We start from the raw sequence: 23,611 nt of genomic DNA, 5'->3' as shown, positions 1-23,611 counted from the left end.
AAACTCTTAATTCTTATTTGAAATAACAATCGCTTAACTAAATTACCTTTTTTACATCGAATAATGAATTTTGAACTAGAAAGGCTTGAGGGAAGTATTTCCCAATAGTCCAATAACTAACCCCGCCTAAATTATATGCATTAGCAGTCCTAAGTTTGACGTTCATACTCCTAGCATCTTCAAACCAAACTACATGTCTTTTGCCATTAGAATCGTAATAGTTAAAAAACGGTGCTTGAGCGGTATAGTCATATTGAATAGATGCAAATACCTTTCTCGCAAGATCAACTGCTTCTACATTACCGAGTACAGTTGCTTTAGTTCCTTTTACATAAGGTAAAGTCCAAACGTACCCATAATTAGGTATGCCCATAAAGATGTTTTTACTTGGAATTACGGTTACAGCATAATCAAGGATTTTTTTTACTTCATTAATTGGAGCCACCGCCATTGGTGGACCTGCAGTATAACCCCACTCATAAGTCATCAGTATAACATGGGAAGCTATGGCACCGTGAAATGGGTAATCATGCGCTTCATAAAGTAATCCTTTTATATCACCATTTGGCTTAGGGGCTAAAGCTGTAGTAACAATATAGCCTAAAGCCTTTAGTTTGATTACTGTTTTGCGTAAAAAATCATTATAGCTTTGTTTATCTTTTGGGAAAATATATTCTAGATCTATAGCTAAACCGTAATAATTTTTATTTTCCAAGATGCTGACTATGTTATCTAATAAAGTGTTTTGTATATTTTCATCTGTAAGTATAATATGGGCTAGGTCACTATCAAAACCACCACCCTCTTCTAAATTCGTAATTACCATCATAGGAGCTACTTTAGCTTTTCTAGCAGCAACTATTAAGGGGACATCATTTATTCCTTTTAGAGTTCCATTAGGCAGCACCTGATAACTGAATATACTAAGGTATGTGAGACTTGGAAGAGTCTTTGCGAGAACATCCATATCCGTAGTAGGAAGTGCATAGCCATTAACTTCAAGTGAGCCTAATTTTTGCGTTGATGGTGGTATAATAATAATTTCACTAGGATAAATTAGTATAGAATTTTTAAGGTTAGGATTTGCAGCATATAAATCTGAAATAGTTACACCATACATTCTAGCTATCATGTAAAGTGATTGACCAGGAAGAATTTTGTGTTTTCTTGTGACTTGAAGTATTACAAGCGTTTGGCCTACCACAAGTTCATCTGGGTTTGCAAGTTCATTATCAGAAGCAATTTTATTAGATGGAACTCCATATAATTTAGAAATTATATATAAGGTTTCACCACTTTTTACAACATGAATAATCAAAAAAAATCACACCTCTTATAGTAATATAATTTAATATATGCTATACAATACAAGGGAGTACTTACTATATTTTTATGGTGAATAAAGTCACGGTCAATTATTTGGAAAAGTCACTAGAATAAATGAAGCATTCACAGATAATACTATAGCTATCATGTATAGGCGACTCCAATTTTAGGGACTTTTATATTTAAGTTTATTTCTTAAAGTTTTAATAAATAAAAATAACAAAATTTGTTATAAATACAAAATTTTATTAAAAAACTTGATTTATTTAAATGAATAAACTAAAATTATAGTATATTGTTTTAGCGAGGCAATGCAATGCGATGAGCAAAATAATCAATGATTGTTTTGCTTCAAGATATAAGCAAGGAGGAATATTAATGGCAAAAATTTTATCATTAGATTTAAGCAAAACAATTCCATATTTAGGTGAACATGAAGTTTCTTATTTACAGCCAATGGTATCTGCTGCACACAAAATGCTTGCAGATAAAACAGGTGCGGGGAATGAATTTTTAGGATGGATGGACCTTCCTTTAAATTATGATAAATCAGAATTTAAAAGAATTAAACAGGCAGCAGAAAAGATAAAAAATAATTCTGAAGTCTTAATAGTAATTGGAATAGGTGGTTCTTACCTAGGAGCTAGAGCGGCTATAGAAACGTTGAGTCATAGTTTTTATAACAGTCTTTCAAGCGATAAGAGAAAGGCACCAGCAATATTCTTTGCAGGTAATAATATAAGTTCTACATATATGGCAGATTTAATTGATGCTGTAGAAGGAAAGGATATTTCTATAAATGTAATATCAAAATCAGGAACTACTACAGAACCAGCTATTGCTTTTAGAATATTAAAAGGATTATTAGAAAAGAAGTACGGAAAAGAAGGAGCTAAAGAAAGAATTTTTGCTACTACAGATATTTCTAAAGGAGCTCTAAAAAAATCAGCAGATGCAGAAGGCTATGAAACTTTTGTGATTCCGGATGATATAGGAGGAAGATTCTCAGTGTTAACAGCTGTAGGTTTACTTCCAATAGCAGTAGCGGGCATTGACATTGATGAAATGATGAAGGGTGCAGCGGATGCAAGAGAAGCATACAGTGTAGAGGATTTAAACAATAACGATTGTTATAAATATGCAGCAGCTAGAAATGCACTATATAGAAAAGGCAAGGTTACAGAAATTTTAGTTAACTATGAGCCATCACTTCAATATTTTGGTGAGTGGTGGAAACAACTTTGTGGGGAAAGTGAAGGAAAAGACCAAAAGGGAATATTCCCAGCATCAGTTAATTTCTCTACAGATTTGCATTCTATGGGACAGTATATTCAAGAGGGTGTAAGAAATATATTTGAAACAGTTATTAATGTAGAAAAGCCAAGGAAAGAAGTTGTAGTAGAAAAGGAAAGTGAAGATCTAGATGGATTGAACTTTTTAGCAGGTAAAACTATGGATTTTGTTAATAGAAAAGCTTTCCAAGGAACAGTACTTGCTCATAATGATGGGGGTGTACCTAACATTATTTTAAATGTGCCAGCATTAACAGCGTATAATTTTGGACATATGGTTTATTTCTTTGAAAAGGCTTTAGCAATAAGCGGATATTTATTAGGTGTGAATCCTTTTGATCAACCAGGAGTTGAAGCATATAAGAAAAATATGTTTGCTCTTCTTGGAAAATCAGGATATGAAGAAACCAAAGCAGCACTCGAAAAAAGGCTTTAAAAAATGAGAAAAATCATATGAGAATTATTGTAGATGCAGATGGTTGCCCTGGTAAACAGCTAATAGAAAAGGCAGCTAAGGAAAACTCTATAGAGCTTATTATGTATTGTGATATTAATCATATTTTGAGTAGCGATTATGCCTCGATAAGGTATGTTGATAGTGGATTTCAAAGTGTTGATATGAAAGTAGCTAATGAGGCGAAATCTAATGACATAGTAATCACTCAAGATTTTGGGGTTGCTGCTATGGTTTTAGCTAAAGGTGCATATGCAATAGGCCCTAAAGGACATATATATGATGATGATAATATTGATAAATTATTATTTGAGAGGCATTTATCCGGCAAACTAAGACGGAGCGGAGGTAAAACCTTTGGTCCTAAAAAACGAACAAATGAAGATGATGAAAAGCTTTATAACAATTTAATTAAATTGATTCTAAAAACGCAATAATGCACTTAGAATATACGAAATAGTTAGTAATAAAAATTACTAGCTATTTTTATATTTTTGAAAAGAATAATCGCGAATTCAGTCATGAGATGAATTTTTGGGTGTAACGTTCAAATTATAATGACGAATTTAATACATAAATAGCTATGAAATTTTAAATTTTATTATTTTATAATAAAACATTGAAAGTTTATGTCTATATATAAAAGAAAAAATATGGAATATACACTGTTACAAATAATGGAATTATAGTATAATATATTCAGTATAGAGATTGGTTTTTTAATAATATTTTTGTATTGTATAGCTTATTTATAAAGGTAGGTGAATTTAAATGAATGAAATGAATATATCGTTTAGCTTAGAAAACCCTGAAGAAAAATATAAAGAAATCGGAATAAGTGTTGAAAATATATTAGAGGATAATTTGAACTATAAATTTCTTGTAGGGATTGATGGAACATGGACTACTTTGAAGAAATTAAGTGGAGCCAGGGATGCTATATGGAAGCCACAGGCAGATGGTAAGTACTCCATAATGGTACAAGCTAAAAGAAAAGAAAGTAAGAAGCCCTTTGATTATATGTCAAAAACAGATTACCTGGTAGGCGAGGCTTACGAAAAGTTAATAAATGATATATACATAGATAAAATAGAAATAATGGCAGGTGAAAAAGTCACCTTAACAGTAGATGCCACAAAGATTCCTATTATGTATAGATATTGGGTACATGAAAGGGGGAATTGGCTACTTATAAAAGACTATTCATCAGAAAATATACTGACTTGGACTTCAAAATATTGTGGAGAGCAAGAGTTTTTGGTAGAATGCAGGAATTTAGATTCAAAAAATACATTTGATGACTCTATGAAAATACGATTTAATGTACAAGCCATACAATCAGTAGAAATTGTAAGTTTTAAATGTTTGACGGATGGTATGGTAGAAGGTGCGGAACTAGTTTTTGAGGTGGAGGCAAACTATGGGGATAACAGAATGGTTTTGTACAAATTTGTAAAAATTAATCCTAAGGGGAATACCAAATGCATACAAGATTATTCAACTAAGAAATTAGTTAGTTATGTTGAAGAAAACAAGGGTGATTATAAGCTACTATGTATGGCAAAGGATATGTATTCAATTCATGAATTTGATGATAGAGCATTGATTCATTATAGCGTTAAACCTTATGAAGAAATAAACATACATAGTTTCACTAGTGATTTAAGCTCACCGCAAGTATGTGGCACTCCTATAATTTTTAAGTGTATTGCTAGAGGTGGGAAAGAGTTATTATATAAATTCAAAATTGATGGAAAATGCATAGAGGATTCTGGTTACATTAGAGAAAATAATTTTTTTTGGATACCAAAAGAAGCGGGAGAATATAAAGCTTACTTATGGGTGAAGGATGCATCTTTTAAAGGAGAATATGAGAAGAAAGGTTCTTTAGATTTTCTAATTGACGATATAGGTAATGAAAATGTGGTTATTGATGATATAATTTTGGATAATAAAGAGACAGTACTAATAGGCCAAATAGTTCATGTAAAAGTCAAAGCAACAGGAGGAAATTCTTTAAGATATAGTTTTATAATTTCTAAAGATGATAAAGAGATAGAAAAAATACAATTTGGAACACGTGATTTTCTAGAGTTTACGCCAGAGGAGAGTGGAAAGTTCAAACTGGAGGTAAGAGTAAAAGATAAATATTCCAAAAGGAAATTTGATTGTCACGAAGTTCTATGTATTCAAGCTTTAGAATGCATTCCAGCTAAAATAGACTATGTATTAATGCCAACAAGAGAATACTTTATGGTTGGAGATACTATTTCTCTCCAAGTTATATCTGAAAATACAAAAAATACTCTTGTGAATTACGTTTTGAAAATAGATGGTCATTTAGTAGAACAAACAAATTTTGTGGAACATAAAAATTATGAGATTAAACCTAAATGTAGTGGAAACTATTTAATAGAACTTCTAGCAAAGAATAAATTGAGCACAAATGCATATGATAGTAAGAAGGAAATAAGAATAGAAATACATGAGACGCTACCTGTAAGAGATACAAAGATTCTATGTGATAAGGCAAATTTTATGGCTAATGAAACAATAACATTTGTAGCACAAAGTAAGGGTGGCAAGAATGTTGAATATGAGGTCTATCTCATGGAAAAAGGAGACTGGAGTTTGGTACAAAAATTTAGCAGGAAAAATGATTACATCTTTATGCCTTTTACTAAAGGGATTTACAGAATACTAGTATTATCAAAAAGTTCTTATAAGAGTATTTCATATGAAGATTATGATATAATGGAGATTGAAGTAAAAGAATAACTTTAAAACAGCTTTTAAAGGCTGTTTTTTTTATGAGTAAAAGATTTAATGTTAAGCTTCGAAGAAGATGAATAGTACCGTAGGTGATAATTTACCTGAAGTTTTAGAAATAGTTAAGGAGATGAATAGATATGGAAAGAATAGACAAAATATTATCAAATTTAGGGCATGGAACAAGAAAAGAAGTGAAGGCGTTGTTAAAAAAAGGGAAAATAGAGGTCGATGGAGTAATAGTTTCTGATAATACAATGAAAATTGATCCGGATAAGGCTGTAATAAAGGTAGCTGGTGAAGAAATAACATATAGAAAATACATATATATAGTCATGAATAAGCCAGCTGGGGTAGTTTCTGCTACAGTAGATAAGTATGATGAAACTGTTATTGATTTAATAGATCAAGAATACCATGCTTTTAATCCATTTCCTATAGGAAGATTGGATAAAGACACAGTAGGGTTATTGCTAATCACTAATGATGGTGAATTAAATCATAAATTGATAGCACCTAAGAATCATGTAGATAAGGCGTATTATGCCGAGATTAATAAATTTGTAGATCAAAAGGATATAGACACCTTTAAGAAAGGTGTTGTATTAGATGATGGTTATAAATGCATGCCGGCCATATTAAAAGTATTAAATGCGAATGAAAATGGATCTGAGGTAATGATTACTATTCAAGAAGGCAAATTTCATCAGGTAAAAAGAATGTTCGAAAGTGTTGATAAAAATGTTGCATTTTTAAGAAGAATTAGTTTTGGACCATTAAAATTAGATGAAAATTTATCTGAAGGACAATATCGAGAATTGTCGGAAGAAGAGTTGGATTTATTAAAACAGATTTAATTTAGTTAATAATATTATTTTTTATGAAAAAAATAAGTGAAATGTCTTTATTTTAAAATATTATTAGAATTAAATTTGTAAAAAACGCTTGCAAACATTAGTTAAATTTAATATAATTAAGTAGTAAAGTTAAATAGAGAAATAAATAGCCCCCTTTTTATTTGTTTAAAGCAGCCCAACCCCAAGGGCTGTTTTATTTTGTATAAAAAAGTCGATTTTTGTGAAGAATTCTTGATATAACATATTTCGATAAAATGCTCACATTAAATAGCATTATTTAATGTGAGCATTTTTTATTTGATAATAGGGAAGTATATAAGCACATAGTATATACTAGATGTATTTTTTGGATTATAATAAAAGCGAGTAAATATAGAAACACATGAATAATTTAACACAACATTTAGTGAGAAACTAAAGCAATACTAAATATTTTTTAAAATTTGAAAAATATATCAATATGAAAATTAGATAGGAGGAAATCTTATGGAGATAAAAGAAAATTTAATAAATTTTATGACAGAGCAGGCATATAAGCCTATGAATATAGCAGAACTTTCTAGAGTATTCGATATTAAAAAAAAGGATATGAAAGGGTTTTCTAATTTATTAGCTGAAATGGAAACAAATGGGGATGTGGTTAGAACACATGCCGAATATTATGGTATTCCAGAGAAGATGGGTCTTGTAATTGGTAAATTCCAAGGTCATCAAAGAGGCTTTGGATTCGTAATAGCAGAAGTAGAAAGACCAGATGTATTTATTCCTGCGGATAATTTAAATGGAGCAATGAATGGTGATAAAGTTCTTGCAAAAGTTTTAAAGGAAGAAAATAGCGGGAAAAAATGTGAAGGTGAAATTGTAAGAGTAATAGAAAGGTCTAATAAAACAATAATAGGAACTTATGAGGACAGTAGTAATTTTGGGTTTGTAGTAGCTGATGACAAGAGGATTGCTCAGGATATATTTGTTCCTAAATCAGAAAGAAATGGTGCAAAAACAGGGCAAATAGTAATAGCTGAAATAACTCAGTGGCCAGGACAAAAAAGAAATCCCGAGGGGAGAATTATAGAAATTCTCGGAAGCAAAGGTGACGCGGGCATCGATATATTAACTATAATTAAAAAACATAAGCTACCAGAGGAGTTCCCACAAAATGTTGAAGCATATGCCGATAATATAGCCGAAGTGATTCCACAAGAAGAATATACGCGCAGAACAGATTTAAGGGATTTACGTATGGTAACCATAGATGGCGAGGATGCTAAAGATTTAGATGATGCTGTGTCTATTGAAATTTTAGATAATGGAAACTATCGTTTAGGAGTTCATATAGCAGATGTTTCTCACTATGTAAAAGATAAAAATCCTTTGGACAAAGAGGCTTTTAAAAGAGCAACTTCAGTATACTTAATTGATAGGGTTATACCAATGCTTCCTAAAAAATTATCTAATGGGGTTTGCAGTTTAAATCCTAAAGTAGATAGACTAGCTCTTAGTTGTATTATGGAAATGGATAAAGAGGGTAAATGTGTAGATCATGAAATAATGGAAAGTGTTATAAAAACTAATGAGAGAATGACTTATACAGATGTTACTAAAATACTAAGGGATAAAGACGCCGAAACTATTAAAAAATATGATTATTTATATGAAGATTTTAAACATATGGAAGAGTTATGTGGAATTCTTAATAAGAAGAGAATGAATAGGGGCGCTATAGATTTTGATTTCGCTGAGTGTAAAATAATATTAAATGAATTAGGAAAGCCTGTAGACATTGTACCTTATGAGAGAGCTATTGCAAATAGATTAGTTGAGGAATTTATGTTAACGGCTAATGAAAGTGTAGCTGAGCATATGTTCTGGCTAAATGTGCCATTTGTATATAGAATTCATGAGGATCCAGATGAGGAAAAATTAATGCGATTTAGTGAATTTGCTCATAATTTAGGATATTCTATGAAGTGGGGAAAGGATATACATCCTAGAATGCTTCAGGAAGTAATAGGAAAAGTAAAAGGCCAAAAAGAAGAGATGGTACTAAGCACTTTATTATTACGTTCTATGATGAAAGCAAAATATTCTCCAGAATGTGTTGGGCATTTTGGGTTAGCAGCCAAGTATTATTGTCATTTTACATCACCAATTAGAAGATATCCTGACTTAATGATCCATAGGATAATTAAAGAAGTTATAAATGGAGGATTAAGTCAAGCGAGAACAGATAGATTAGGTAGAGAAGTAGAGATAGCGTCAAAACAATCATCAGATATGGAAAGAGTAGCTATGGAAGCTGAGAGAGAAGTAGATGACTTAAAGAAAGCTGAGTATATGAGTGAGCGAATTGGTCAAGAATATGATGGTATTATATCCTCAGTAACTAATTTCGGATTGTTTGTTGAACTTCCTAATACTGTAGAAGGGTTAGTTCATATGACTAGCTTGGATGATGATTATTATGTCTTCGATGAAAGACATTTAACCCTTATTGGTGAGCGAACTAAGAAAATGTATAAACTAGGAGAAGAAGTAAGAATTGTAGTTAGTAAAGTTGATTTAACTTCACATGAAGTTTATTTTGATATAATTGAAGCTGATGAAGAGAAAGAAGAAGACCAAGAAGTTGAATACTCTGTTAGTGATTTAAATGAGCTTATAAAGGAAGAGTAGTCAAAAAAAGAAGACTATAATATAGAATAATTTTAAAATACACAGAAGAGGTTAATAGCTTCTTCTGTGTATTATATTTAAAAGATATATTGTAAAAATAATCCATGCATTTCTTGAAAAAGAATACATAGTATAGTATAATAATATGTATTATACATAATATATATAATGTGTTCTTATGTATATTAATAAGAATAAAGCAGGTGAAATTGTGGCAAAGAAATCGGAAAACAAAACACTAGCAGAAAACAGGAAAGCAAGACATGATTATTTTATAGAAGAAGCAATGGAAGCTGGTATAGCGCTTGTTGGTACAGAAGTAAAGTCTATTAGATCTGGAAAAGCGAACTTAAAAGATGCTTATGCAGATGTTATAAATGGTGAAGTATTTATAAAAAATATGCATGTTAGTCATTACGAAAATGGGAATCAATTTAACACTGATCCTTTAAGAGTAAGAAAATTATTGCTTCATAAAGAGCAAATAAATAAACTAGCATCATTTACGGCTCAAAAGGGTTTTACACTAGTTCCATTATCCCTATATCTTAAGGATACTAAGGTAAAAGTTAATCTTGGTATTGTTCGCGGTAAGAAAGACTATGATAAGAGAGATGCGATGCTAGAAAAAGATGCTAAGAGAGACATGGATAGGCAGATAAAAGAGAGAATGAGATAACTAGCAATAATGCACATACATTCCATGATATTAGCACTTGATAAAGGATATAATATAGTGTATCATTAGGTTTATAGTAAGTAACAAGAAATTAGATTAGCAGTTGATATCTAATTAATTTATGGGTCATAAAAATTTAATAATTTAAATTTGCGTAATTACATGCAATAATAGTTATATATTATTGTAGTACAAAAGATTTTAGTTTAATCTTTTGACATATTAGGGGGCGTACTTGGTTTCGACGGGGGTACGTTGCATCGAGGAAGCGAGCCGAGGGAACCTATGGACCCGCGTTAAAAAACTATTGGAACAATTTAAACGCAAACGATAATTTAGCACTAGCAGCTTAGTTCTGCTACGTCTTACCTTTGAATACCGCGACTTAGGATAGGGCGCCGACAGCGGTGAACCGAGCTTGGGAAAGCTTTGACCCAGGAACGGAAAATATGAAGCTACCGGAACCTAAACCCCGTCAGTAGGGGTTAGGAGACGGGAATTTTAAAGTACTGACTACGCTCGTAGATGCCTAGGTGTTATGGCTTTCGGACAGGGGTTCGACACCCCTCGCCTCCACCAGTAAAACCCACAACTAATTAATAAATTAGTTGTGGGTTTTCTTATGCCCTAATTTAGTTGGATTAGTATAATGAAGTGTGAATTCGAAAAAGAAGACAAAAACTTAAATAAATTATGTTTCCATATACAGACCATGTGGAGACGGAGGTGAAGATAGTAAAGAAATAAGCTAATATCAAAGGCTTTGAAGGTTTTAAAGTAAATATTGAAGTGTGTTTTATGTGTCCTCAGACTTAAAGTGTCCGAAAAAATTTTTTTGCGGTTTTTTATCATTGAAATAATCAAACTTATGTTAACATAACAAAAATGTAATGTTAATGAAATATACATCGATGGCTGCTGCAAATAAAATTATATATAATAAGTACATCAGATGGAGTTAGAACAATTAAATTTAAAATAAAGGGAGGGTTATAAATGAAAAATATATTAAGTGTAGAAAAAATTGAAAAGTATTATGGAAATAAAGATAATGTAACAAAGGCTATAGACAGTATCAGTTTTAAGGTAGATGAGGGTGAGTTTGTTGGGATAATGGGACCTTCAGGAAGTGGTAAAACAACATTGCTTAATTGTATATCAACTATTGATAATGTCACTACAGGGAAAATAATAATAAATAATAGTGATATTACTAGGTTGAAATCAAAAGCATTAGATAAGTTTAGACAAAATGAGTTAGGTTTTATATTTCAAGATTTTAACCTACTAGATACCCTTACTGCTTATGAAAATATAGCTTTAGCATTAACAATAAAAGGTGAGAAAAGTTCAGAAATAGATGGGAAAATAAAATCAGTAGCAAAATATTTAGACATTGAACCAGAACTAAATAAATATCCTTATCAAATGTCAGGTGGACAAAAGCAAAGAGTTGCTTCTGCAAGAGCAATAGTAACAGATCCATCCTTAGTACTTGCTGATGAACCAACAGGGGCGCTGGATTCTAAAACAGCTAGATTATTACTTGAAAAATTAGAAAGTCTAAACAAAGATTTAAAGACCACAATACTTATGGTTACCCATGATGCTTTTACTGCAAGCTATGCTCATAGAATTCTTTTTATTAAAGATGGAAAAATTTTTAGTGAGGTAGTAAGAGGTAAGGATACTAGAAAAGAATTCTTTAATAAAATTATAGAAGTTATAACTCTACTTGGAGGTGATGATAATGTATTCCAAAATAGCTGTAGGTAATGTAAAGAAGAGTTTTAAGGACTATGCTATATATTTCTTAACACTAACTTTAGCAGTTTGTATATTTTATAGCTTCAACTCAATTGGGTCACAAAAGGCACTTATACAAATGAAATCTGTATCTAAATTAATGAAAATTATGTCTTATGTTTCAGTATTTATATCTATAATATTAGGTAGTTTAATATTATATGCAAATAATTTCTTGATAAAAAAACGTAAAAAAGAATTAGGAATATACATGACTTTAGGTATGGGAAAAAGAAAAATATCTATAATATTAGTAATGGAGACTTTTCTAGTTGGAGTTATATCTTTAATTAGTGGACTTATACTAGGAATTGGAGCATCACAAGGATTAGCCACCTTTGCATTAAAGTTATTTAATGTACCGATTAATGAATATAAGTTTACAGTTTCAACAGGTGCAATAGGTAAAACTGTATTATACTTTGGAATAATGTTTTTACTTGTTATGATATTTAATGTATTTGTTATATCTAAATACAAGATAATCGATTTATTAACAGCAGGTAAAAGAAATCAAGATATTAAATCCAAAAATTCTAGTATATATTTAATAGCATTTATTTTATGCGTAGTATCACTTGGATTTGCATATAAATCGATACTAAAAATAGGTTTAAATGTACTAGACCCTATGGTCTTAATATCAATAGCTTTTGGAATATTAGGTACAGTGTTATTTTTCTTTAGCTTATCTGGACTTATATTATATGTGGTAAAGAAAAATAAAAAGGTTTATTTTAAAGGGTTAAATATATTTGTAGTAAAACAGATAAATAGTAAAGTTAATACAAACTTCATATCAATGTCTTTAATATGCTTAATGTTATTCTTCACAATAGTAAGTTTATCTATGGGAATAGGATTTAAAACAGTTATGGATGCAGGAATTAAAAAGTCAACGCCCTTTGATGCCAGCATATCAGTAAAAAAAATGAATGGAGACTACAATATAGAAGATGTTTTAAATAAATTTAATTTGAAAATAAGTAAAAATGAAAAATCCGTAGCTCATAATGAATATCTTACAGGTATGAAAGCTAGTGAGTTTTTAACAACAGGAGATTTTAAAGAAGACTATGTAGTTTTTGTTAAAATATCTGATTATAATAAAATTTTAAAATTTAAGAATGAAAAAGAAGTAAATTTAACTAAGGATGAAGTTTTAATTTTATCAAATACTAATAAGTTTATGAAGCCAATAAATAAAAAAATAAAAAATAATAATAATAAAATTAATATTAAAGGTAAAGAATACCTAATAAAAAACCCTAAAGCTATAGAAGAAAATCTTCAAACTGCTTATTTTACAAGTAGTTTTTTCACAATAGTTATAAATGATGAGTTTTTATCAGGTTACAAAATTAGTAACTCAGTAATTAATGTAAATTATTTAGATAAGAATAGAGAAAAATATAATAAAAAATATCAAAAACGCGAGGACTATGGTAAAGGTGGTTTTATACTCGGTATCTCAAAGGATGCGGTTCATTCAGAAGGTATGGTATCAACAAGTGTATTGATATTTGTCGTAATATATTTAGGTATTGTATTTTTAATAACTAGCATGGCAGTACTCGCTCTTCAACAATTATCAGAAGCTAGTGACAGTATAGAAAGATATAAAGCTTTAAGGAGACTTGGTGCAAACAAAAAAATGATAGATAAAACAATTTTTGTTCAAACATTGATATATTTTAGTCTTCCAGTTAGTCTTGCATTAATTCATTCAGTGGTTGGAATTAAAGTAACTAGCGATTTAATAAATAGCTTACAAGAAACAAATATTAACTCTTCAGCATTAGTAGCAGCTTTAATATTTATTGTAATTTATGCAGGATACTTCTATACAACATATGTAGGATATAAAAATATTGTTAGGAATAATCTATAAAGGGATTTTACAAAAAAATGTTAATATTCAGCAACGAAGCTGATTAATAAGGAGCGTGATTATTATTAAAGTTTAATTATTAAAGTTTAAAAATAAAGTAAGTAATAAATTAAAGAGGTATTTGCTGAAAAGTAAGTACCTCTTTAAGGAGCTCTCAAAATGGCCACAAGCTAACGGGTGAAAGTCCCGATTAAGAGTGGATAGAGCTGAATATGTACTTTAATATTTAAGATATATAGGAAGTCTTATATTTTATAAAATTTGGAATATGTTATGATATTAGGGTACAGAATAAAATAAGCAGGAGGTAAGAGTACATATGGAAAAAATTATTATTATTGAAGATGATGAAGTTATAAGAGAAGAATTACAAAATTTTTTAAAAAGATATGGATACGAAGTAAAAGCTCCTATGAATTTTAATAATATAATACAATATGTTGAAAATGAGAATGCAGAACTTATATTGTTAGATATTAATCTTCCAGTGTTTGATGGTTATTATATATGTAGAGAAATACGAAAAACCTCAGGGGTTCCAATTATAATAGTTACAAGTAGAGATAGTGACTTAGATGAATTAATGAGTATGAATTTAGGAGCAGATGATTTTATAACAAAGCCTTATAATATAGAAATATTATTAGCAAGGATAACTAATATTTTAAGAAGAACAGGTGGAAGTTCAAAAACTAATAATATATTAAGCTATAAAGATTTTAATTTAAATCTTTTAAATGCAACGGTTATTTATAAGGATAAATGCTTGGAATTAACGAAAAATGAGGTTAAGATATTCTCTTACTTAATAAACAATAAGGGAGATATAGTAAAACGAGATTCGCTTATGGAATATCTATGGAAATCAGATTATTTTGTAGATGATAGTACCTTAACTGTTAATATTAATAGATTAAGAAAAAAACTTGAAGAGATAGGCATAGAAAATCCAATAGAAACAAGAAGAGGGTTAGGGTATATAATACCATGAGTATAGGTGAATTTATTAAAGAGAAAATGCTAGTAATAATATCTAACATGCTGCTATTTATTATATTAGCAACTATAATGATTATTATTAATGTTAATTTCGTTATAATTTTATATGTTTTTTGTATTTGGTTTTTGCCATTAATTTCTTATATGGCTTTAGAGTTTATAAAATTTAAAAATTATTATGATGAAATTAATAACATATTAGAAAATTTAGATAAGAAATATCTACTTCCAGTGGTAATAAAAGAAGCGAAATTTATACAAGCGAAAAAATTAAATTCTATACTTAAAGAGATAAGCCGCGATATGCACGAAAATGTAAAATATTACAAGGGTATACAGGCGGAATATAGAGAATACATAGAGACATGGGTACATGAAATTAAAACACCAATAGCTTCTACAAAGCTAATAATTGAAAATAATCAAGATGAAGTAACTAATAAAATAGACTTCCAGATAAATAGAATTGAGGGTTTTATAGAACAGGTGCTTTATTATTCTCGAAGCGATGATGTTAGTAAAGACTATATTATAAAACAAATTAATCTTGATAATGTAGTAAGGAATGTAGTTAAAGGAAATTATAGAGATTTTATTCATAAGAAAATAAAATTAGATATAAAAGATATAAATGAAATTGTATATAGTGATAAGAAATGGACTGAATTTATTATTAATCAGATAATAGGAAACTCTATAAAGTACTCAAGTAGTAAAGAGCCCATAATAAGTATATATTCAATTAAGAAAGCTAATTCAGTAATGTTAACCATAGAGGATAATGGGGTAGGTATAATAGATAAAGATATAAATAGAGTGTTTGAAAAAGGATTTACTGGTGAAAACGGAAGAAAATTTAGTAAAAGTACAGGAATGGGATTGTATTTATGTGAAAAACTATGTTCAAAACTGGGCTTAAAAATTACTATTGATTCTGAGGAGAATAAACGAACTAAAGTTACATTAATATTTCCTTTGTCTAGTATGGCAAATTCAACATATGACTAAGGATAAATTATTAAAATCTATAAGAGTTCATGTTTCTAAAATAGGGGGCTAATCCCGTTATTTTTGTATCTTATTATCAAAACACACTCAAGGGGAGTATGCGTTTACATAAAATGGATTTATTAAAGCTGATGTTGAGTTAAGAATAGAATTATAAATAATTTTTTAATTTATGAATAACCTAGATTTAAAGTATTAAATATTAGCTTCAAATATATATTATAGTCATGATGACTCTTACCTTAAAAATATGGTAAGAGTATTTTTATTCTAAGGGAGGTAGCAACGATGTTAGAAGTTGGTTATTTGAATGAAAAGGAAGGCTTAAAGTTGTGCCACAGGAGGTCCAAGAAACAATTCAAGGCATATTGAATATTCTAGACATAAAATACGGATTGGATAGATAGAAATACATAGATAATGGTCATAGTGGTAGAGGGAGAAGAGGACTTACTCCACATTGCCGTTGCTTTCAACGTTGTATCCAAACTATTATCTTTGTTTGGTCTATTTAGTACTAGTGCATTAATATTTGCAATAGCTGGCACAGTTGTAATCTTTGCAGTGTTATACGCTGTAGTTTATGGATTGACAGCTAAGACTTACTATAATATTGTTCAGCAAGAAAATTAGGAAAATTAAAAAACCACACCCCTATAGAATATAGGAATATGGCTTAGGAATAACTCGTTTTTTAGAGTAATGTCTAATTAATTGGGCTCAATTAGAACAATTTACACCATCTTTATTAGTCATTTATTATACGGATGTTTACATTTCTTCGGCCCCAATTAAGTGCTTCAGCTTCTGTATTAAAAAATACATCGATGATATTACCTTTAATAGCGGAACCAGTATCTGATGCAATAGCATATCCGTAGCCTTCTATATAAACCTTAGAGCCCGTTGGTATAACTGTAGGGTCCACAGCTATAGTGCTGTATCCATTTGGATTTCTGCTTGTCCTAGAACCTGATGCTGTAAAACCATCCGTTGAATATGCGGTCGATTCTATAATGAAGTAGTTATTTGATTTTGATGCATCACTAGGGATAGCATCAGATTTAGAGGGTGCACTTTTAGCAGAATCTAAGTGTCTAGATATAGTAATGGAATTTGTTGCTGCTTGCTTTTTTATTATTTTTGCAGCGGCTAATTCTTTTATTCTCGCATCAGCTAATTCTTTTGCATTTTTGTCAGCGATTAATTTAGTTTCTTTTTTAGTTACGTTGCTAATAAGCACCTTGTGTTCTTTTATGTCTTTACTTAATTTTGTTAGAATAATTTCATTATTTGTTTTTAGCACTGATAATTTATCATTTTCATTATTTAAAGTGGCTTTATGTTTTATTATAGAATTTCTTTGTTTTTTTATTTCATCAATGAGTTTTCTATCATGCTTTATTATCCTTTCAAGTGTATCTATCCTTGATATAACATCACTAAAACTAGTTGAATCTAAAATTACTTTAAGGTAACCATCTGAACCATTTATATACATAGCTCTTGCTCTTTTTTCAAACAAGGCTTCTTGATCGATAGCGTTTTTTTCTACAATTTCTAATTTAGTTTGTGTTTTTCTTATATCTTGAGCGATGTCATTCATTTTAGCTTTGTTAATGTCGATTTTATTTAATACTTTATCAATTTCAATGTCAAAATTATTTGCTTTTATCTGTAAAGCTTTTTTGCTGCTTTGAACTTGTTCTAATTCAGATGTTTCATTAGTACTTGGCGCAGCAAAAGTATTGACATTGATAGTTATTGTTAGCATCATAACAACAGATATTATTTTTTTTATCATTCATGAACCTCCTTAAAATAGCTATAAATATTAATAATATTTTTTATTATATTATAATGTTGTAAAGAATTATGTTGCAAAGTGAATATGGTTTAAAAAAAGGCTAATTAATCCCTCTTTTAAATTTTAGGCTATGTTAGACAATAATATATATAAAATTGACACCATTCTATATGGTTATCAATATAGAAAATTACACAAACACAATTAGCACAAACTATTCCTACAATTTATTATACAATTATTTCTAATCTTTATGCAAACTTTTTACTTATATGATTTATTTATTCCAATAATATAGTTGTCGTGGCTTCTATATTTCAAGAAGATAACTATCTTTTGTTTTTGAGAGAAAAGATGGTATAATAACAATAGCTCAAGAACAAAATTGTATAATAGACAAAGGAATAAATTAGGATGGGTTAGGGCGTTGAAATGAATAATACATATAAATTATTGATAATTGAAGATGATAAAAACATGTGTGAAGTGTTAAGTAATATTCTAAGTAAATGGGGATTTGAAGTAACCGTATGTGAAGATTTTGAAAAAATAATAGAGTGCTTTAAAGAATGTGAACCTAAGGTGGTTCTTATGGATATTAACCTTCCAATTTGTGATGGCTTTTATTGGTGTAAAAATATAAGAGAAATATCTAAAACACCAATCATATTTGTATCTTCAAGGGATAGTAATATGGATATAGTAATGGCAATTAATAGTGGTGGAGATGATTATATTCAAAAGCCCTTTGATTCAAATGTGTTAATTGCAAAACTACAAGCTATTATAAGAAGGACATATGAGTATAAAAATGAAGAAACAAGAGTATTAAAATGTGATGATTTATTATTAAATTTAGACAACACAACTCTTTTATATAATGGAAATTCCTTAGAACTTACAAAAAATGAAATAATCATTTTGCATTCTCTCATAGAGAGTAAGGGAAAAGGAGTTTCTAGAAGTAAACTAATGAAAAAGCTTTGGGATGATGATATATATGTTAATGAGAATACTTTAACTGTTAATATTAATAGATTAAGAAACCGCATAGAGCAAATTGGAATAAAAGATTTAATAATAACACAAAAAGGCATTGGATATATAATATTATGATATTAAGTCAACTGTTTGGATGAAAATTCTAGATGGTTGGCTTTTTCTTAAGATACAAGAAAGATATAGTTATTTATATGAAGGATAAAAAGGGGGAAATGATAGATGAAGATAATTGATTATATGAAGATTAATAAAATATGGTTAATAAGCAATACAATAATTTTTATAATAATTAATTGTATATTATATAGCAGTAGTACTATAAATAAGAGTTTTCAAGATATTATGTACATGGATATACTTATTTTATTAACAGTATTTATAGCTTTTACTTATGGATTTATAAAAGAAAAAAATAAATACAGTAATATTTTAAAGTGTAATGAGGAATTAGATAATAAAACAACTGATTTTCATTTAAATGTATTTTCAAATATTTTAAAAAAACAAGGTCTAGAACATCTAAAAAAGGAAGAAAGTTTAAAAAACAATATAAATGATTTTGAGGATTATATTACAAAATGGGTTCATGATATTAAAATTAATATTGCTGTTACTTACCTATTATTAGAAGACTTGGAAGAGGATGAGTCGCAAAAGGTAATATTTGAAATGAAACAAATGGAGTTTAGTGTAAATCAAGTGCTATATGTTACAAGGGCAAATAATTATAATTTAGATGTAAAAAGTGATCAAGTAGCAGTAGGAGATGAAATTAGAAGGGCAATAAAAGAGAATGCAGGATTTTTCATAAACAAAAATATTGAAATAATATTAGAGGTTGAAGGGTTTAATATAATAAGTGATAGAAAATGGATTCACTATATCCTTTCTCAAATTATTAATAATAGTAGTAAGTATACTAATGAAAATGGACAATTACACATTTTCAGTAAAGAGGATAGCAAGGCTTATTATTTACATATTAAAGATAATGGGATTGGTATTCCTAGAGAAGATATAAAAAGAATATTTAATAAAGGATTCACTGGGAAAAATGGAAGGTCAAGAACTAAATCAACTGGTATTGGTTTATATTATGCAAAAAAAATGTGTAATAATTTAAATATAGATTTGAAGGTAGAAAGTGAAGAGGCAGAGTACACTGAATTTATTCTAAGTTTTTACAAGTTAGCAGATTACTACAATGTTACACCAATGTCACATTAGAACCTGATTTGTAACCTTGATAGGTGGAGGAGTGGTCAGATATAAATTATACTATAGATACGAGGTGATAATATGAATAAAATTGTAGCGGTATCAAAGTTAATTAAAGAATATGGAAGGTTAACTAATAAACATAAAGTATTAAAGGAAGTAGATTTAGAAATTAATGAAGGTGAATTTATTAGTATAATGGGACCTTCAGGTTCAGGAAAAACTACCTTTTTAAATGTCATGTCAACGATAGACAAAGCAACTTCAGGAGAGGTTTTAATTGATGGTAAAGATGTTAACAGTCTAAAAGAAAATGAATTAGCTAGGTTTAGGAGAGACGTAATAGGTTTTGTTTTTCAAGATTTTAATTTGTTAGATAATATGACAATAAGAGATAATATTGCATTGCCATTAACACTAAACAATGAAAAGGTAGAGATAATATTAGAAAAGATTAATAAACTAACAAAGCTCTTAGGCATAGAAAAGCATCTGGATAAATATCCTTATCAATTATCAGGGGGCCAAAAGCAAAGAGCAGCAATTTGTAGAGCATTAATTACATCTCCAAAGGTGATTTTTGCAGATGAACCAACGGGTGCAATAGATTCTAAATCAGCTATAGAAGTTCTTGAATGCTTCGTAAATATAAATAAAAGTTGTAATACTACGATTATAATGGTAACTCATGATCCTAGGGCTTCAAGCTATTCAGATAGAGTGATGTTTTTGAAGGATGGAAGTATAAGTGGTGAATTAGATAGCAATGGAGATAAAAGTGAGATGTTTAAAAAGATTCTTAATATGATAGCTATGATGGGAGGAGTTAGTGATGAACTCATTTAAACTATCATTGATGCTTTTTAAGGATAACATAAAGGTATATAAACTTTATTTACTTATTACAATTGTATCTGTTGCAACTTTCTATAACTTTTTAGCAATAGGAGACAATGAGGCATTTATCGAAATTAGTGAAAGATTTCAGGCAGCAAGTGTAGCAAGTCTTTCATGTGGATTTATTTTAGTATGTACAGTAGTATATTTTATATTTAATGCAGATAAATTTTTCTTGTTAAATAGGCAAAAGGAGACTGCCTTATATATGTTAATGGGAATTACCCAATTAAAAATTGGACAAGTATTTGCAATAGAAAGTTTATTACTTGGAGCTACATCTATATGTAGTGGACTTATATTTGGAGTAATCTTATCTAAACTATTTTTTATGCTACTCGCAAAATCCATATTTTTAAATGTAGAAATACCTTTCAAAATTTCATTAAATGCTGTCTTTATAGTAATCTTAGTATTCTCATGTATTTTTGCAATATTAGGTTATAAAAAATATAGAGTAGTAAAGAAAAGTAAACTCATAGATATGATTAATGCTACAAAGGAAAAAGAAGAACTACCAAAGTTAAGATATTTTAAGGGTATCTTAGGGGTTCTATTAATTTTAGCTGGTTACTTAGTTGGCGTTATGATTAAAAGATGGGAGCTAGATTTGCTGTTTTCATCTATGACAGCGCTATTATGTGTTTCAATAGGTACATACTTTTTCTTTGGAAGTTTCATGTCCATAGTCTTTAATAAGATGATAAAAAATAAAACCATGGTATATAAGAATGTTATGTTAGTAAGTATTTCTAATATGTACTTTAGACTAAAGGGGAATTATCGTAATCTAGCTATGACAGCAATGTTATGTGCAGCAGCTATAACAGCCTTTGGAGTAAGCTTATCCTTTGAGAAAGTTGCACAAAAAGAAGCTATTAAGCAATCTCCATATAGTTTTAGCTATGAAAGTAATGATGAAAAATCAAAAGAAAAAGTAGTGGGAATAATTAATGAATCTAATCACGAGTTAATTGGAATTAATGAAAATAAATTTATTTTAGGAAAGATTGATTATATAAACTATCATAGAAAAGTAGATTATAAAAATGAAGCAATAATAATAAGCTATTCAACATTAAAAAAGAACTTAGAGTTTCTAAATTATAAAGTAACAGATAACATTAAGCCTAAGGGATGCGAGGCTGTTTTTATAATAAGTGCAACAACATTAGCATCTCCATTAAATGTTCTGAAAGAAGAAATTAAAATAAAAAATAGAGAGTATGTAATTAAAAAACAAGAAGATGCACCCTTTACTGGGATTATAGACAAATTAGGAACAAAAAATATATATATTTTAGAAGATGATGAATATGAAAAGGTTAAGGAAGGCTTTAATGAAACATCTTTAAATTGCGTTCAAATAAGTAAAGAGAAAGAGGCAGATCAATTAATATCCAATATAAGGGAAGTTATGCCAAAGGAGAAGGTATATCCACATATTAACGAATACACATGGGATTATTATGCAATAGAAATATTTCATTTTTTAGGGCTAATAATGTCTATAATATTTATACTTTCAACCTTTAGTACAATTTATTTTAAAATATTAAAGGATGCCTTCATGGATAAAGAGCAGTACAAAACACTGAAGAAAATAGGCATGAGTAAAGCGGAAGTAAAGAAATCTGTGCATGTACAAGTTGGAATTTCATTTATTTTACCTGGTAGTGTAGGAATACTGCATAGTATTATTGCAATTAAGATGTTAGAACAAATAATGAATTTTTCGTTTAATACTCAGTTAATAATTGCGCTATGCTTATATTCAATAACAATGATTTTATTCTATTTTTTCATAAGTAATGATTATGTGAAGATGGTCTATGAGGAAGGCGATAATAATGATTAAAAAGATACTAAAGATATTAAAAAACATTCTTATTGTCATATTAGCGTTATTAATAATTATATCTATAGTAGGTCAAGTTCGAAAATATCTAGAAAAAGACGATGTTAATCCTTTAGGTACATTAGTTGAGGTTGATGGTAAAAAAATGCACGTATATTCTGAGGGTGAAGGAAAGAAAACAATTGTTTTAATGCCAGGTTTAGGAAGTATTGCACCTTCAATTGATTTTAAACCTTTAATTAAAGAGTTTAAAAAAGACTTTAAAGTAGTGGTTGTAGAACCTTTTGGTTATGGATTTAGTGAAGAAACTTCAAAGGAACGTAGCGTAGAAAATATTGTTGCTGAAACCAGAACGGCATTGAAAGAGGCCAATATAGATGGACCATATATACTTATGCCTCACTCTATATCAGGGATATATGCTCAGTATTATGCAGAAGTTTATCCAAAAGAAGTTGAAGCAATAGTTATGATGGATACAACATTAGTTAAGGCATGTCTAGAAGAAGCGGATAAAATTGATTTACCCATGGGTAAAAAGCTATATATGGAAGCTACTGTAGGAAATTTTTTAGGTATTGATAGGATATATTATAATAATATTTACAAAGATGAAGCTTGTTTTTCAGAAGAGGATAAAAATGATTTAGTAAAAATGGGAGTTCAAAATACATTTAACAAAACTATAAAAAATGAAATTAATATGATATTAAAGAATTGTGGAACAGTGAATAAAACTAAAATGTCAAAGGAGTTGCCAATACTTAAATTTATTGCAATTAGATCTATGAAAGATATACCTAATGATAAATATACAAATATAATGAATAAAAATTTAGATGAATTTAAGGAGTATAATAAATTTAGTTATTCTGATCTAGAAGGAAGACATTATATTTTCTATACGAAATCAAAAGAAATTGGGAAAGAAACTCGAGGGTTTTTAGGCAAATATGATAATTAATATTATTAAAAAGAAAGGCGGAGTAGTGGATTTTAAAGGGACCAATAGAACTATAAATTATTAAATTTAATTCTCCAACCAATATTAGAAGTGATGAAGGAGTATATGTTG

General features: G+C 29.1%; 18 protein-coding genes and 1 other RNA gene. 17 read left to right on the top strand and 2 right to left on the bottom strand.

What is annotated here, in order from left to right:
* Window positions 1–37: 37 nt before the first annotated feature.
* Entirely contained in the window at window positions 38–1,318 is a 1,281-nt protein-coding gene (locus ACWJJ2_RS11315; protein ID WP_216302289.1) for a glycoside hydrolase family 18 protein, read from the bottom strand.
* Window positions 1,319–1,704: 386 nt separating this feature from the next.
* On the opposite strand from ACWJJ2_RS11315, the gene ACWJJ2_RS11310 reads away from it, so the two are divergent.
* The 12 genes from ACWJJ2_RS11310 (at window position 1,705) to ACWJJ2_RS11255 (ending at window position 16,387) form a co-directional block, all read left to right on the top strand.
* Window positions 1,705–3,054, top strand: a complete 1,350-nt coding sequence (locus ACWJJ2_RS11310; protein WP_216302288.1) for a glucose-6-phosphate isomerase — start codon at window positions 1,705–1,707, stop codon at window positions 3,052–3,054.
* Window positions 3,055–3,071: 17 nt separating this feature from the next.
* Complete coding sequence (locus tag ACWJJ2_RS11305) at window positions 3,072–3,509, top strand: YaiI/YqxD family protein (RefSeq protein ID WP_216302287.1); 438 nt, start codon at window positions 3,072–3,074, stop codon at window positions 3,507–3,509.
* Window positions 3,510–3,843: 334 nt separating this feature from the next.
* Window positions 3,844–5,850 carry a triple tyrosine motif-containing protein gene (locus tag ACWJJ2_RS11300; RefSeq protein WP_220287495.1) on the top strand — a complete coding sequence of 669 codons (2,007 nt, stop codon included), beginning with the start codon at window positions 3,844–3,846 and terminating at the stop codon, window positions 5,848–5,850.
* 131 nt (window positions 5,851–5,981) lie between these two features.
* Window positions 5,982–6,698, top strand: a complete 717-nt coding sequence (locus tag ACWJJ2_RS11295) for a pseudouridine synthase (RefSeq protein WP_462953268.1) — start codon at window positions 5,982–5,984, stop codon at window positions 6,696–6,698.
* Between the two features lie 486 nt (window positions 6,699–7,184).
* Complete coding sequence (gene rnr, locus ACWJJ2_RS11290) at window positions 7,185–9,371, top strand: ribonuclease R (RefSeq protein WP_462953267.1); 2,187 nt, start codon at window positions 7,185–7,187, stop codon at window positions 9,369–9,371.
* Between the two features lie 178 nt (window positions 9,372–9,549).
* On the top strand, window positions 9,550–10,050 hold the full coding sequence (smpB, locus tag ACWJJ2_RS11285) for an SsrA-binding protein SmpB (protein WP_216302283.1): 501 nt from the start codon (window positions 9,550–9,552) through the stop codon (window positions 10,048–10,050).
* 225 nt (window positions 10,051–10,275) lie between these two features.
* Window positions 10,276–10,629, top strand: a transfer-messenger RNA (tmRNA) gene (gene ssrA, locus ACWJJ2_RS11280).
* 417 nt (window positions 10,630–11,046) lie between these two features.
* A complete protein-coding gene (locus ACWJJ2_RS11275) occupies window positions 11,047–11,826 on the top strand; it encodes an ABC transporter ATP-binding protein (RefSeq protein WP_216302282.1) in 780 nt (259 codons plus the stop codon).
* Complete coding sequence (locus ACWJJ2_RS11270) at window positions 11,801–13,747, top strand: FtsX-like permease family protein (RefSeq protein WP_216302281.1); 1,947 nt, start codon at window positions 11,801–11,803, stop codon at window positions 13,745–13,747. Before ACWJJ2_RS11275 ends, ACWJJ2_RS11270 begins: the two co-directional genes overlap by 26 nt.
* Before the next feature lie 319 nt (window positions 13,748–14,066).
* Entirely contained in the window at window positions 14,067–14,738 is a 672-nt protein-coding gene (locus tag ACWJJ2_RS11265; RefSeq protein WP_216302280.1) for a response regulator transcription factor, read from the top strand.
* Entirely contained in the window at window positions 14,735–15,754 is a 1,020-nt protein-coding gene (locus ACWJJ2_RS11260; protein WP_216302279.1) for a sensor histidine kinase, read from the top strand. Before ACWJJ2_RS11265 ends, ACWJJ2_RS11260 begins: the two co-directional genes overlap by 4 nt.
* A gap of 420 nt (window positions 15,755–16,174) precedes the next feature.
* Entirely contained in the window at window positions 16,175–16,387 is a 213-nt protein-coding gene (locus ACWJJ2_RS11255; RefSeq protein ID WP_216302278.1) for a hypothetical protein, read from the top strand.
* Between the two features lie 115 nt (window positions 16,388–16,502).
* Here ACWJJ2_RS11255 and ACWJJ2_RS11250 read toward each other — a convergent pair whose 3' ends face one another.
* Entirely contained in the window at window positions 16,503–17,558 is a 1,056-nt protein-coding gene (locus tag ACWJJ2_RS11250; protein ID WP_216302277.1) for a 3D domain-containing protein, read from the bottom strand.
* Window positions 17,559–17,993: 435 nt separating this feature from the next.
* On the opposite strand from ACWJJ2_RS11250, the gene ACWJJ2_RS11245 reads away from it, so the two are divergent.
* The 5 genes from ACWJJ2_RS11245 (at window position 17,994) to ACWJJ2_RS11225 (ending at window position 23,500) form a co-directional block, all read left to right on the top strand.
* Window positions 17,994–18,677 (top strand): response regulator transcription factor, encoded by a 684-nt coding sequence (locus ACWJJ2_RS11245; protein WP_216302276.1) that lies wholly within the window; start codon window positions 17,994–17,996, stop codon window positions 18,675–18,677.
* 105 nt (window positions 18,678–18,782) lie between these two features.
* A complete protein-coding gene (locus ACWJJ2_RS11240; protein WP_216302275.1) occupies window positions 18,783–19,790 on the top strand; it encodes an ATP-binding protein in 1,008 nt (335 codons plus the stop codon).
* A gap of 72 nt (window positions 19,791–19,862) precedes the next feature.
* Window positions 19,863–20,627, top strand: a complete 765-nt coding sequence (locus ACWJJ2_RS11235) for an ABC transporter ATP-binding protein (RefSeq protein ID WP_216302274.1) — start codon at window positions 19,863–19,865, stop codon at window positions 20,625–20,627.
* Window positions 20,614–22,536, top strand: a complete 1,923-nt coding sequence (locus ACWJJ2_RS11230) for an FtsX-like permease family protein (protein WP_216302273.1) — start codon at window positions 20,614–20,616, stop codon at window positions 22,534–22,536. Before ACWJJ2_RS11235 ends, ACWJJ2_RS11230 begins: the two co-directional genes overlap by 14 nt.
* Complete coding sequence (locus ACWJJ2_RS11225; RefSeq protein ID WP_216302272.1) at window positions 22,529–23,500, top strand: alpha/beta fold hydrolase; 972 nt, start codon at window positions 22,529–22,531, stop codon at window positions 23,498–23,500. Before ACWJJ2_RS11230 ends, ACWJJ2_RS11225 begins: the two co-directional genes overlap by 8 nt.
* Window positions 23,501–23,611: the final 111 nt, after the last annotated feature.

This window comes from Clostridium sp. CM039 (assembly GCF_055081075.1).
Note: the sequence above shows the minus strand (reverse complement) of the source record. Positions and strands in the feature narration are given on the sequence as shown.